The following is a 14,379-nucleotide window of genomic DNA, read 5'->3' as shown; positions in this document are numbered from 1 at the left end:
AACACCACGACCGTTGCGGATCTCTTCACGAATACGCTCGTAGATCAGCACGTTGGCATCCACCGCCATACCCAGCGTCAGGACGATACCGGCGATACCCGGCAGGGTCATGGTGGCCCCCGGGATCATCGACATAATGCCGACAATCAACACAAGGTTCATACAGAGCGCCAGGTTGGCAACCCAGCCGAACGCGCGGTAGTAGATCCCCATGAACAGCACGATCACCAGCATGGCCCAGCCGATGGCTTCCATACCGCTGTCGATGTTCTGTTGACCCAGGCTCGGGCCAATGGTGCGCTCTTCCACGATCTGGATCGGGGCGATCAGGGCACCGGCACGCAGCAGCAGCGCCAGGTTGTGTGCTTCGTTGGCGTTGTCGATGCCGGTGATACGGAACTGGCTGCCAAGACGCGACTGGATGGTGGCGACGTTGATCACCTCCTCCTGCTTGCGGAACTTGCGCTTGCCATCCGGACCCGGTTGACCGACCGGCTTGTACTCGATGAAGACGGTCGCCATCCCTTTACCGACGTTGTCCTTGGTAAAGTTGGCCATCTTGTTGCCACCCTGGCCATCCAGCTTGATGTTGACCTGGGGACGACTGTACTCGTCGAAACCGGACTGTGCACCCACGATGTGGTCACCGGTCAGGATCACCCGCTTTTGCAGCACCACGGGACGACCGTTGCGATCGGTATAGACCTTGGAGCTGGGCGGGACACGGCCATCGGCCGCAGCCTGGATGTCAGCAGTCTCATCGACCATGTGGAATTCCAGGGTAGCGGTCGCACCCAGGATCTCCTTGGCGCGAGCAGTATCCTGAATACCGGGCAGTTCAACGACAATGCGCTCGGCGCCTTGCTGTTGTACCAGCGGCTCGGCCACGCCCAGTTCGTTGACCCGGTTACGGATGATGGTGATGTTCTGCTCGAGGGCGTACTTCTTCACTTCCTTGATCTTCGCTTCGCTCAGACCAGCCAGCAGGATGAACTCATCCCCCTTCTGCTCGGTAGTGAAAGTCAAATCAGGGTTCTGACGACGCAGATGAGAAACGGCGCGTTCCTGATCGGCTTCGTCACGGAAGATCACCTGCACCTGATCTCCGACCCGGCGTACGCCGGAGTAACGGATCTTCTGGGTGCGCAGCTCGGAGCGGAAATCCTGCACCATCTGCTCTTGCTGCTTGGTCAGTGCTTCGGCCATGTCCACTTCCATCAGGAAATGCACACCACCGCGCAGATCAAGACCCAGCTTCAGAGGCGCCGCACCGATGGCTTCGAGCCAGGCGGGAGTGGAAGGTGCCAGGTTGAGTGCGGTAATGAAGTTGTCGCCCAGCTTGTTGGCAACGATATCGCGCGCCTTCAGCTGGTCTTCGGTGTTCTTGAAACGGATCAGGATAAAACCGTGCTCGAATGCAGCATGTTTGACCGGGATCTTGGCCGCTTCAAGGGTCTCTTTCACCAGATCAAGAGTATCTAGCTTGACTTCGGCACCACGGCTGGCAGAAACCTGCAAAGCCGGATCTTCGCCGTAAAGATTGGGGGCTGCATATAGAAAACCGATGGCGATCACCAGGATCACCATCAGGTATTTCCACAGCGGATAGCGATTCAACACGCTGTGCTCCTTGGGAGATTAAAGGGACTGGATAGAACCCTTGGGCAGAACGGCAGAGACGAAGTCCTTTTTGATGGTGACTTGAGTCTGGTCGTTCAGGGCGATCACCAGGTAATCGCTGTCTGCAGCCACTTTGGCAATTTTGCCAACCAGGCCACCGGAAGTGAGCACTTCATCACCCTTGGACAAGGAGCTCATCAGATTGCGGTGATCCTTGGCACGCTTGGCCTGGGGACGATAGATCATGAAGTAGAAAATCAGGCCGAATACGGCCAGCATGATGATCATTTCCATACCACCACCCTGTGCACCCGGTGCTGCGCCTTCTGCATACGCCTTGGAGATAATGCTCATTTAACAACCTCTTATTGATGTAGATTTAAAAAAACAAAATTATATGTTGTTGTTATTTAACGTCATTTTCAGCTAACGGAGGCACAGGCTTCCCTTGCCGACGGTAAAACTCTGTTACAAAGTCGTCTAATTTACCCTGCTCGATCGCGTCCCGCAAACCCTGCATCACACGCTGGTAATAACGCAGGTTATGAATCGTATTCAGACGGGCACCGAGGATCTCGTTGCACTTGTCCAGATGGTGCAGGTAGCTTCGGCTGTAGTTCTTGCAGGTGTAGCAATCACACTCGGCATCCAGGGTACTGGTGTCGTTGCGATGTTGGGCGTTGCGGATCTTCACCACACCATCGGTGGTGAACAGGTGGCCGTTGCGGGCGTTGCGGGTCGGCATGACGCAGTCGAACATGTCGATACCGCGGCGCACCCCTTCCACCAGATCTTCCGGCTTGCCGACACCCATCAGGTAGCGCGGCTTGTCAGCCGGAATTTTCGGGCAGACGTGCTCGAGGATACGGTGCATGTCCTCTTTGGGTTCACCCACCGCCAGACCACCGACCGCATAACCGTCGAAACCGATCTCCAGCAGCCCCTTGAGGGAGACATCACGCAGATCTTCGTAGACCGAGCCCTGGATGATGCCGAACAGGGCGTTCTTGTTGCCCAGCGCATCAAACTTGTCGCGGGAGCGCTTGCCCCAGCGCAGGGACATCTCCATGGACTTGCGCGCTTCTTCATAAGTGGCCGGGTACGGAGTGCACTCGTCGAAGATCATCACGATGTCGGAGCCCAGATCGTACTGGATCTCCATGGACTTCTCGGGGTCGAGGAAGATCTTCTCGCCATTGATGGGGTGACGGAAGTGGACGCCCGCTTCGGTGATCTTGCGAATATGGCCTAGGCTGAACACCTGGAAACCACCGGAGTCGGTCAGGATCGGGCCCTGCCAGTTCATGAAGTCATGCAGATCGCCGTGGGCACGCATCACTTCCTGACCCGGACGTAGCCAGAGGTGGAAGGTGTTACCCAGCAGGATCTGGGCGCCGGTTTCACGCACTTCTTCCGGGGTCATCCCCTTGACGGTGCCGTAAGTCCCGACCGGCATAAAGGCCGGTGTTTGTACCACACCACGTTCGAAGACCAGTTGACCGCGACGGGCACGGCCGTCGGTGGTTTTCAGTTCAAATTTCATTGCTACCTCGGCTGCGTCAGATAAACAGTCTGACAATAGGAGGGCCGCTCACGGCCCGGTAAATAAGCTGAAGCTTATGCTTCAACCTGGCGACGGGTGACGAACATGGCGTCCCCGTAGCTGAAGAAACGGTACTGCCCGGCCACGGCTGCCTGATAGGCCGCCATCACGTTGTCATAACCGGCGAAGGCGCTGACCAGCATGATCAGGGTCGACTCCGGCAGATGGAAGTTGGTGACCATGGCATCGACAATCTGGAACTGGTAACCAGGGAAGATGAAGATATCGGTGTCACTAAAGAAGGGCGCCAGCGGTTTGCCCTGCGCCAGGGTGACCTTGGCCGCGCTCTCCAGCGAACGGACCGAGGTGGTGCCAACGGCAATCACCCGACCACCACGGGCACGGGTGGCCGCGATGGCATCTACCACCTCTTGCGGCACTTCCGCATACTCGGAGTGCATATGGTGATCTTCAATCTTCTCTACCCGCACCGGCTGGAAGGTCCCCGCCCCTACATGCAGGGTGACGAAGGCCGTTTCAACCCCTTTGGCCCGAATTTTCTCAAGCAGCGGCTCATCAAAGTGCAGGCCGGCGGTCGGCGCAGCGACAGCCCCCGGTTTTTGATTGTAAACGGTCTGGTAGCGCTCCTTGTCAGCATCCTCGTCGGGACGGTCGATATAGGGGGGCAGCGGCATGTGGCCGATGGCCTCCAAAATCTCCAGCACCGGACGCGGGTCGAGGAAGTGGATCTCGAACAGGGCATCGTGGCGGGCGCGCATCTCTGCCTCCACACCACCATCCATGATCATCCGGGTGCCGGGCTTGGGCGCCTTGGAGGCACGGACATGGGCCAGCACGCTGTGCTCGTCCAGAATGCGCTCGACCAGTACCTCCAGCTTGCCGCCGCTGGCCTTCTGGCCAAACATGCGCGCCGGAATGACACGGGTGTTATTGAATACCAGCAGGTCACCCGGATTGAGCTGATCCAGCACATCCACAAATTGACCGTGGCGCAGGGCGCCAGTTTGACCATCGAGCTGCAACAGGCGGCTGGCAGTACGCTCTGCCATCGGATAGCGGGCAATCAGCTCGTCTGGCAGATCAAAATGAAAATCGGATACTTGCATCTTTCACCTCGGGGGGAATCGGCGGCTAGTCTAGTTATCCCCATCTTCCAAGGCAACCCAAAAGACCAAAAACCCAAGAGAGACAAGGGGTAGCGAGCAATATTGAGACACACCTCCGGTTAATGATTCTTTAATGTTCTGTATTGACCCTGATCATGTTTTGCCAGTTGGGGCTGGGCTAGGGTGAAAGCAGATACACAAGGAGGCCCACCATGATGACCCTATCCGAAATCATGACCGAACACCCCTTCACTCTGGGTCCGTCAAACAGTGTCAAACAGGCGATGGACCTGATGCAGCAGGAGCGGATCCGCCACATTCCCATCGTCGACGAGCAGCACCACCTGCTGGGGCTGGTGACCCTCACCGATATCCTGGCTACCCGGGAATCCAAGCTGCTGCTCATCAGCCCGGAGCGGGAAGCAGAATTTACCGACAGCGTGCAACTCGACGAGATCATGACACGGCAAGTGGCGAGCGTAGATCCTCACGCCGGCATCAAGGAGGCAGCACTCTACCTGCAGCGCCACAGATATGGCTGCCTGCCGGTACTCAAAGGACGCAAGCTGATCGGCATTGTCACCGAGTCGGACTTTATTGCCGTGGCCATCAACCTGCTGGAATTGATGGAAGAGCAGGAACCACCTACCGACTTTTGACAGATTTGGCTGTAATTAAATTACAATAAAAGCGTTTTCAGCCGTCAAAACAAGCTGAAATGATGAAACACTTTCATTTTGATTGAAAAATTACGCCAAATGCTTGCCTTGTGATCTGCGTCACACTATCATCCCTCTCATGCAATAGTTGCCGAGGGGGAGACGAGGGATTGTGCACCCATTATCTTCCTCTCATATGTCTGCAAGTTTGCACACCCCGTAGTTAGTCTTTGCTGTAAAGCATTTGTTTATATAGCCATTCCTTGTTTGATGACCCGGCCCTGTCGTTGCGATAGCGCCGGGATTTTTTTATCTGCGCTTTTCGGCTTCCCCCTTGCCAGCACATCACCCATCTCTGCGAGCAGCGGCCTCAACCGCCTGCGCCATCTGTTTGTTTCATATGTTTGCACCACCGTTTATCTCATCGCGTCATCGTGGCTCTGCACACCCCTTCTTATGCCTTGAAAAGGCGATGTAGCGCACAGATATTGAACCACGACAAGGAGTTATCTCAGTAGGCCAGAGATATTCATGTTAGGTACAGCCATAGTGAGCTATCTAATAAGTAGATTTAAGCGATTCAAAATTGCGGCTTTTATCGATTAACGGAAGCCCCTATGATGAATCCATCGAAAGTTAAGCGCCTCGTCTGGCAAGACTCTTCAACACCAGACCGGCATATGTACATCACCAAGGAGCAATTACATGTCTACCTACATCAACACTGAAATCAAGCCGTTCAATGCTACCGCCTACCACAATGGCAAATTCGTTCAGGTGTCTGACGCTGACCTGAAAGGCAAGTGGTCCGTGGTCTTCTTCTACCCGGCTGACTTCACCTTCGTTTGCCCGACCGAGCTGGGCGACCTGGCTGACAACTACGCTGAATTCCAGAAGCTGGGCGTTGAGATCTACTCTGTCTCTACCGATACCCACTTCACTCACAAAGCATGGCACGACACTTCTGACACCATTCAGAAGATCCAGTACCCGATGATTGGTGACCCGACTGGTACCATCACCCGCAACTTCGGCGTGATGATCGAAGAAGCTGGTCTGGCTGACCGCGGTACCTTCGTAATTGACCCGCAGGGCATCATCCAGATCGTCGAGATCAACGCTGGCGGCATCGGCCGTGACGCACTGGAACTGCTGCGCAAAGTCAAAGCAGCCCAGTACGTTGCCTCCCACCCGGGTGAAGTGTGCCCGGCTAAATGGAAAGAAGGCGAAGCCACTCTGGCCCCGTCCCTGGACCTGGTAGGCAAGATCTAAGCCTCCCGCTTCCAAGACCGGCCCGTATAAGGGCCGGTTTTGTTTCCGGCCCCAAGCAAAGGCGCCGGTCTGCTTTCCGGCTTACATCTCACGCCGACCCGCAATCACAAGAAGGAATTCGAAGATGTTGGATACCAACCTCAAACAACAGCTGAACACCTATCTGCAGTACATCGTCAATCCCATCGAGATCAGCGTGTCCGGCAACGACAGCGACAAATCTGCAGAGCTGCTGGCACTGGCCAGCGAGATCGCCGAGATGTCCCCCAAGATCACCCAGACCTCTGGCACTGCCGCTCGCAAGCCTTCCATGAGTGTCGCGCCACAGGGCCAAGTCCCGCGCGTTCACTTTGCCGGCATCCCCATGGGTCATGAATTTACCTCTCTGGTGCTCGCCCTGCTGCAAAGCGGCGGCCACCCCTCCAAGGCCGATGCGGCCGTGCAGGAGCAGATCCGCAATCTCAAGGGTGAGTTCCACTTCGAGACCTATATCTCCCTCTCCTGCCACAACTGCCCGGACGTAGTACAGGCCCTCAACCTGATGGCGACCCTGAACCCCGGCATCACTCACACCATGATCGACGGCGCCCTGTTCCAGGAAGAAGTCGCCGAGCGTCAAATCATGGCGGTACCGAATGTCTACCTGAACGGTCAACCGTTCAGCCAGGGCCGTATTTCACTCGAAGAGATCGTCGCCAAACTCGACACCGGCGCAGCCGAGCGCAAGGCTGCCGAGCTGAATGAGAAAGATCCCTACGACGTACTGGTGGTGGGCGGTGGCCCGGCTGGCGCCGCAGCGGCCATCTATGCCGCCCGTAAAGGCATTCGCACCGCCATCGTTGCCGAGCGTTTCGGTGGTCAGGTGATGGACACCGTCGGTATCGAGAACTTTATCTCCGTGCCCTACACCGAAGGCCCCAAACTGGCCGCCAGCCTGGAGCAGCACGTCAAACAGTACGGCGTGGAAGTGATAACCGAACAGCGCGCCGCCGCTATCAGCAAAGATGGATATGTGAACGTGGATCTCGCCTCTGGCGCCACCTTGAAGAGCCGCGCCGTGATCCTGGCTACCGGTGCCCGCTGGCGTGATCTGAACGTACCGGGCGAGCTTGAGTACCGCACCAAGGGCGTGGCCTACTGCCCGCACTGCGATGGTCCCTTCTTCAAGGGCAAGCGAGTAGCTGTGATCGGTGGCGGTAACTCCGGCATCGAGGCAGCGATCGACTTGGCTGGCATCGTCGAGCATGTGACTGTGGTGGAGTTCGCCGACACCCTGCGAGCCGATGAAGTGCTGCAGAAGAAGGCTCGCTCCATGAGCAATATCGACATCATCATGAGCGCGCGCACCACCGAAGTGATCGGTGATGGCAGCAAGGTGGTCGGTATGGACTACGAAGATCGCACCACCGGTGAGATCAAACACCTGGCGGTGGCGGGTATCTTCGTCCAGATCGGCCTGGTACCGAACACCGAGTTCCTGAAAGGGAGCGAGATTGCTCTGACCCGCTTTGGCGAGATCGAGATCGATACCAAAGGGGCGACCTCCCTGCCCGGCGTCTACGCCGCAGGGGATGCCACCACGGTACCGTTCAAGCAGATCATCATCTCCATGGGTACTGGCGCCACCGCCGCACTGGGTGCGTTTGATTACCTCATCCGCAACCCGGCTCCTGAAGCGACCAAGGCTGACGCTGTGACTGTCTGATAAACCCCGCGCAACAAAAAGCCGACGCCCGATGAAGTAAACACGAGCGTCGGCTTTTTTATATCTGCATCGATGCGCAATAAAAACCCCGCAGCAAATGGCGGGGTTATTCATGACTGGACTTCAACGATGGGCATCACTCCAGCAAGAAAACAGCCTCGATATTATCACTTACCGTGATCTGCTGTTGTTGATAGCTGTTGTCCGCCATATCCGCCGCAGGTGCAGCCATCGCCATGGCCTGCACTACCTTCAGGTTGCGGCTGTAGGCGGTAATGGGCGAAGCATTGCGGTACTCCACACTGTAGACCTTGCCAAGCTTCATCCCAAACGCTTTGGCCAGAGATTCAGCCTTGGTTTTGGCATCCTCAACGGCATTCAGACGGGCCTGCTCCTTGATGACCTGCGGCGATTTCAACCCGTACTCAATCTGGGATACGGACTCCAGCCCGGCTTTGAGGGCGGTATCCATCAGGGGGCTCAATTTATCCAGCTGATAGAGCTTCACCGCCAATTGTCGCTGAGCACGGTATCCCAACAATACCGGCTTCTTGTTCTCGCCATACTGATATTCCGGAGAGACCATCAGGTTGCCAGCCTCAACATCGCTGCGCTTGATCCCCAACCCTTCCAGTTGGCTGAAAAAGGCTGCGACCTTGGTATCAACCTGCTGCTTGGCCTTGAGGCCCTGCTTATCCAGTGCGCTCACCGCCACATTGAGGGTAAGCATATCGGGTTCGGTCTTCTGCTCGGCATAACCGCTCACCACCAGATGGGGCGCTTGCGGCACTTCAATCGCCAGCAGCGGAGCACTGACAACCAGAGCAGAAAGAGTAAGAAGGGGACGCCACATAGAAAAAAACCTCAATCGGAAAGATTGAGGCCATTATGCCCGTGCAGCTACGGGATTTATATATCGTGCAAGGGGGGGATCTGATCCAGTATCTGATTGGTCAGATCGAGACTAATGGTGACCATGCTGCCGGGATCCTGGCTCTGGTTTGCCATATCCAGCTCAGGAGCCGCGCCACAGACCAACACCTCATCATCGAAATGGAACGAGTCCCACGACAGAACGTGTCCTTGCACCGCCTGTCCGATATTGGTGCCACCGCTATCCTCCTCCATCGCAGACCAAGGAATGGTATCAGATGGCCCCAGCAAATCTTGCAACAACGGAGAGTGAAAACTGGCCAGCGGATACTCCTGCTGCCCCTGATGATGGCCAACCAGAATCATGTTATGGGCAGACTCGGTATCCATGACCGGCACATAAGTGATAGAGGCCGTAGCGAAATCAACATAGAGCGAGCCCGCTACATCACCGGCCTCATTCTCAATCTCCATCCCATCCAGCCGATCCCCCGCGATCGAGGCCTGATAGCCAAACTGGCCTGCGCAGGTAATGTTCCCCTGCCCATCCCAGCTATAACGGATGCCATCAATGTCGACCCAGTTGAATGACTGCATGATTACCCCTCTCCTCTACTACCGCTATCTTATCCATCCCCTTAGGGAAAAAACAGGGGCCAGGCAAGCCCGGCCCCAAGACAAGGTTACGGATCAACCTTCAAGTTACCGTCATCCAGCAACTTCTGAATAATCTGCAAGTCACTGTTACCCAGGGTCGTCAAGTCAATACTGTCAAATTTTATGACGTGGGTGGTTCCTCCATTCGTACCATCCAAATCAATAGTCAATGTTGATTTGTTTGTGCCTGGCCCATCACTACTGAAATTGAGGTACGCATCAAGCGAACCAGAGTTGGCATGCTCGCCAGTTAGCAGCTCGCTTATATCCAGTACATCTCCGCCAGTGCCGGTGGTGAAGTCTTTGATGACATCCACACCACCGATATCACCCGCCCCCCACTTGAAGGTATCGCTGCCAGAGCCACCTACAAGAGTATCCGAGCCTAATCCACCGATCAGGATGTCATTACCTAATCCACCGATAAGCTGATCATCTCCGCCCAACCCCTTGATTGTATCGTTATCGGCACTGCCATGTATGATGTCAGCCATAGCTGTGCCGGTGAACACATTGCCAGCTTCGATGGTGACATGCAGATTCACGCTCGAAGTGGCATCGTTGTCGGCATCCTGCACTACCACCTGGAAGTCGAGGTCCGCATCCACGGTGGTGGTCTGGGTCTTGATAAAGCCGATATCGGAGACCTTGACCACATCGTTGTCGCTTTGGTTAGCAAAGCTGGTGAGACCATCGAAACCATCATTGAAGTCGCGGTCATAGTTGAGCGCGACGCTGGTGGTGATGTCTTCGACCGACGTCAGGATCTGCGCCCCGTAGATCTGCCAGCTCTCACCGGCGGCGTTGTAGTCATTGCTCTCGATGACGATCGCACCATCGTTGTTGTCCAGGGTGATGCCATAGACGGCCAGGGCAGCCAGCGCCGTTGCACCGCTGAAATTGCGGTAGATGTCGCTGTTGCTGACCACCAGCGCCCTAGTGGTCGTAACACCTCCGGCACCGACCAGCTTCAGCACGATAACCAAATCCTCATTGTTGATGCCATCGAACTTCAGGTAGACGCCATCAGCACGGCCGGTCGGGGTCAGCCCCAGGTTGCCGGTGGGGTTGGAGGTATAGAAGTTCAGGTCCAGCACTTCGCCCTTGCCAATGGTGTCGCCCGCCACCCCGTTCTCGCTGTTGGACAGAGAGACGTAGGAACTCGTCTGGGTGAAGGTCTCACCATTGACGAAGACGTTGGTGTTCGTGCCTCCCGTCTGCAGATTGTTGCTACCGGCGCCACCACCGGTCTCGGCGTAGCTCCTGAACTGCACGAAGAAGTCAGTGGCCAGCTGAGAAACCGCCACCTCCGGATTGGTGGTATCCACCGAGCTTCCACCCGGCACATAGCCCGTGATACCCAGCGAAGCGCTGGTTTTCAGCACCTGGAAGCCCTCGATCGGCCCGTCCAGCGTCACCGTGTAGGTGCCGTTCACCTTGTCGAAGGTCAGGGTACCGGTAGCCTCTTTCTTGACGCCGGGGTTGGCCGGGTTCGGCGCGTAGTCGAACTCGATATCGAAGGTCGCGGTGGTAGCGCTCTCCGACACCCAGGTCACCGATTGCGCGCTGATCGCCGTGCCACCGACATTGCCCGTCAGCATGATGGACTTGAAGTCCGAGTCCGCCGCACTGAAGGGACCACTGCCACGAGTATCGGCATCGGTGCTGTAGTCGAACACGCCGGTAGCTCCGCCCGGGTTGCCACTGTTGGAGTACACTAGGTTCGAGGTTGCCAAGATCGCCGGCACGTCGTCCTCGACCTGGATCAGCAGATCACCGGCCAGCGGCACCGGATTTCCGCCGTTGGTGGCCTTGACTGCCTCGGTCAGGTTCAGCGTGAGGATTTCGTTGTCGTTGCCGTTGGCCAGCGGGTGATCCAGCGGACCGCTGAGCGTGAAGGTGTAAGCGCCATTGGCTTGCACCACCAGGGTGAAGATAGTGGCCGCGCCCGCCATCGCCGTCAGGGTATTACCGACGACGTTGTAGGTGACAGCCACACCATCAGAGGTCAGGGTCGGCAGGAACGCCGGCGAACTCTGCAGGCTGAAGGTGGCAGGACCGTTGCCGATCAGCAGCTCGGTCAGGCTGCCGGTGGCAACCGTGGTCTGCAGATCGTTATCGGTAATACCACCGGGCAGTTCGTCCTCGTCCACCCTGCCGATCACCGGTGCAGCATCCTCGATATTGACCGTCAGCGTGGCCTGCGACGGGTCGCCGTCCTTGTCGATGATCACGTAGTCGAAGCTCTCGCTGGTATCCGACGCAACGCTCTGCGGCGCAACGTAGCTCCAGGTGCCGTTGGTAAAGTTGAAGCTCAGTTTGCCGCCCAGATCGGTGACGATGTTGCTCAACTGGTTACCGGCGATGCTACCGCCCGTACTCACCGCAATGGTGCCCACGCCGTTCCAGGTGAAGGTAACCCCATCGATCTCGATCGACAGCACCCGACCGGCGCCATCGGCGCCAAAGGCATCGTCGTCACCGCCACCCACGACATTGTTGTTGCCGAGCAGGACGTTGCCGCTGACCGTGTTGCCCGATATCTGAGAGAGCAGCGCGTCGATCAGATCATCGAAGTCGGTCACCAGAATCGGCGAGCCGCTGCCATCCAGGTCAACATCCTGCAGCCGCGGCCCGTTGATGCCGTCACCCACCCCAATGGTAGTGACGTTGATGCCGTAACTGTCGATGAAGTTGTTCCAATCCGTCGCCGTGCCACTTTCCAGCGAGTTGTTGACACCTGTATCGACATTCGGATTGCCGTCGCTGATGAAGAATACCTGGTTGCTCCAACCCGGTATCGGGTTGTAGACATCCATGGTTTGCTCAACTGCCGCCGTGAAGTTGGTATTGCCGTTGAAGGGACGGTTGGCCAGGATGCTGTCAATCAGCGACTCGAAGGCCGCCAGCGAACTGATCGCAGTGTAAGAAGTAGCCCCGGTGGAAAACGCCACGATAGTGATCTGCACGGTACCGTCGGTGCCGTTGAACAGCGCCTGGCCTGCCGCCCGCACAGCCGCCATCATGGTGGCGAACTCGGTACCGTTGATACTGCCGCTGGAATCCAGCACGAACGCGACGTTGAAGTCCTTGCCGCTGGACTCGGCAACGATAGCCGTGTCGTTCTTCGCCACCGGCGTATCGTCATCGACATTGATAGCCAACGTGCCGGTCGCGGTATCGCCATCGCCATCGTTCACTTTATAGTTCAGGGTAAACGCCTGGTTGTTCTCCTGATCAGCATTCGCATGTTGAATAGGCGAATTCTGCGTCACGCTATACGCCCCAGTAGCCGAGTTCAGGGTTACTGTCAGCACTGTGGTCGCCCCCTGTTTGACCAACAGAGCGCCTGCGGGATTCGTTTCATAAGTAAATCCAGCCGGCGCCCCCGTAGTCAGCCATTGCACACTGCCAGCGCCGTCGGCACCGAAGCTGTGGCCCAGAATTCCGCTGACGTTGACCGCGTTCGGGTCGTCGCCCGAGCCGCCAGCTATGCCGCCCGCCAGGGCATCATCGTCCAGTTGCACTACTGCGTTGGCGCTGATACTCGGGCCATCGTCTTTGAAGCTGATAACTTTACCGATATCTAGTCGACCGCTAGTGTGGTCACCATCCTTATCGGTAACGGTCAGTGTCAAACTTATATGGCCAGAGCCGAGGAATTTGACTTCATCGGGATCAGAAGTCGGATGTTCAATAGCTCGTAATTGATCAAGAGTTACTTTACCGCTGCCGTCAACGCTAAGGTTAAACACCAACTGACCGGTGGTTATAGTACGCCCTTCAATCGTTGAGCCATTCATAACTAGTCTGATCTGTTCACCTGTTGTTGTATCAATCAAGCCTGAATTTACATTTTGTATGCTCAAGCTGTAGCTCTTGGATCCCAGACCATCTGCCCCCGGCTGTACGTTGAACACACCACTAAAGTCAGCTGTTGCATCATGATTGAGGTTGGACTCATCGACCTGCAACTGCACAGCACCGCCCCAAGTCACAGTGGTGCTGACATCGTTGTAGTCGTAATCTGAGTTGAGGGTCATATCCTCCCAGTTCTGGTTGCCTGCGCTACCAGTATCCTGCAAATGTGAACCGCCAGGGTTGAGGCTCGCATCGCTGAACACGATGTTGGCACCATCGGCACCACTCAACGCAGTGCTGCCAACGAATGCCTGCCACTTGCCATTAATAAACTGAAATGTGACGGTGGCACCATCACCAAGACCGGGATTGGCACCTCCATTGGGGATAACAAAGAATCCGGTATGAGCAGGATCCAACGAACTGATATCTGTCTGGCTTCCCACACTCTGACTGTGAACATTTGCCCAGATGACTTTGCCGGACAACGGGGTGCCATCATCACCTTTGATGTAATAGCCATAGCTATTTGAATAACCGGCGTTGCTACCCAGGAAAGTGACTGAAGAAGTCAGGGACAGCTCACCCACCTGGATTGTCGGCGTATCATCGTTAATTGTGACTGCAAGTACGCCACTGGCACTATCCCCGTCACCATCTGTCACCTTGTAGCCCACATTGAGGGTGAGAGTGTCTTCGGTATCAACCCCTGTGTGCATCAATGGCTGCAGAAGTTTCACCGAGTAGGCACCAGTGATCGGGTCGGTAATGGTGACCGTCATCAAGACACCACGAGTGGAACTGATAGACAAGGTTCCACTTTGGGCATCCCACGTTGAGGTCACACTTTCACTTCCCAACGCATTAGGCCCGGAGAGTTCAAGCGATTTGAGGCCATCAGCCCCGGCCTGATAAACCAGATTGCCCGTGACGCTGGTGTTGGCCCCTGCCACATCACCAGAACCACCATTGATCCCGCCAACAAGGCCTTCATCGTCAAGTACCAATGCAGCCTGGACATTGCTTGCTTTGGGACCGTCATCCTCGAAGCGGAACACGCCG

At 56.3% G+C, this 14,379-nt stretch carries 10 protein-coding genes; 3 read left to right on the top strand and 7 right to left on the bottom strand.

The annotated features are described in order from the left end of the window. The 4 genes from secD to queA all read right to left on the bottom strand — a co-directional run. Positions 1 to 1,620, bottom strand: a 1,620-nt coding sequence (gene secD / locus AACS18_RS15665; protein WP_108612656.1) for a protein translocase subunit SecD, incomplete at its 3' end; no start/stop codon positions are given. A gap of 18 nt (positions 1,621 to 1,638) precedes the next feature. Next, the gene (gene yajC, locus AACS18_RS15660) at positions 1,639 to 1,974 is read right to left on the bottom strand and encodes a preprotein translocase subunit YajC (RefSeq protein ID WP_005337327.1); all 336 of its coding nucleotides are present in this window, start codon (positions 1,972 to 1,974) and stop codon (positions 1,639 to 1,641) included. A 52-nt stretch (positions 1,975 to 2,026) separates the two neighbouring features. Further along, on the bottom strand, positions 2,027 to 3,163 hold the full coding sequence (gene tgt / locus AACS18_RS15655; protein WP_005337329.1) for a tRNA guanosine(34) transglycosylase Tgt: 1,137 nt from the start codon (positions 3,161 to 3,163) through the stop codon (positions 2,027 to 2,029). 74 nt (positions 3,164 to 3,237) lie between these two features. Next, positions 3,238 to 4,290, bottom strand: a complete 1,053-nt coding sequence (queA, locus tag AACS18_RS15650) for a tRNA preQ1(34) S-adenosylmethionine ribosyltransferase-isomerase QueA (protein WP_005344678.1) — start codon at positions 4,288 to 4,290, stop codon at positions 3,238 to 3,240. Positions 4,291 to 4,502: 212 nt separating this feature from the next. Between queA and AACS18_RS15645 the strand changes: the two genes are divergently transcribed. From AACS18_RS15645 to ahpF, 3 genes are all read left to right on the top strand, one after another. Then, entirely contained in the window at positions 4,503 to 4,949 is a 447-nt protein-coding gene (locus AACS18_RS15645) for a CBS domain-containing protein (RefSeq protein WP_013723842.1), read from the top strand. A gap of 705 nt (positions 4,950 to 5,654) precedes the next feature. Continuing rightward, positions 5,655 to 6,221 (top strand): alkyl hydroperoxide reductase subunit C, encoded by a 567-nt coding sequence (ahpC, locus tag AACS18_RS15640; RefSeq protein WP_005337335.1) that lies wholly within the window; start codon positions 5,655 to 5,657, stop codon positions 6,219 to 6,221. A 124-nt stretch (positions 6,222 to 6,345) separates the two neighbouring features. After that, positions 6,346 to 7,926 (top strand): alkyl hydroperoxide reductase subunit F, encoded by a 1,581-nt coding sequence (gene ahpF / locus AACS18_RS15635; protein WP_108612655.1) that lies wholly within the window; start codon positions 6,346 to 6,348, stop codon positions 7,924 to 7,926. A gap of 136 nt (positions 7,927 to 8,062) precedes the next feature. On the opposite strand, the gene AACS18_RS15630 is transcribed toward ahpF, so the two are convergent. The 3 genes from AACS18_RS15630 to AACS18_RS15620 form a co-directional block, all read right to left on the bottom strand. Then, positions 8,063 to 8,779 carry an SIMPL domain-containing protein gene (locus AACS18_RS15630; protein WP_005337338.1) on the bottom strand — a complete coding sequence of 239 codons (717 nt, stop codon included), beginning with the start codon at positions 8,777 to 8,779 and terminating at the stop codon, positions 8,063 to 8,065. Positions 8,780 to 8,835: 56 nt separating this feature from the next. After that, entirely contained in the window at positions 8,836 to 9,396 is a 561-nt protein-coding gene (locus AACS18_RS15625) for a hypothetical protein (protein ID WP_108612654.1), read from the bottom strand. An 86-nt stretch (positions 9,397 to 9,482) separates the two neighbouring features. Further along, entirely contained in the window at positions 9,483 to 14,324 is a 4,842-nt protein-coding gene (locus AACS18_RS15620; protein WP_219927976.1) for a T1SS-143 repeat domain-containing protein, read from the bottom strand. Positions 14,325 to 14,379: the final 55 nt, after the last annotated feature.

The organism is Aeromonas sp. HMWF015 (assembly GCF_963878965.1).
In the GTDB taxonomy this organism is placed as follows: Bacteria; Pseudomonadota; Gammaproteobacteria; order Enterobacterales; family Aeromonadaceae; genus Aeromonas; species Aeromonas veronii.
Note: the sequence above shows the minus strand (reverse complement) of the source record. Positions and strands in the feature narration are given on the sequence as shown.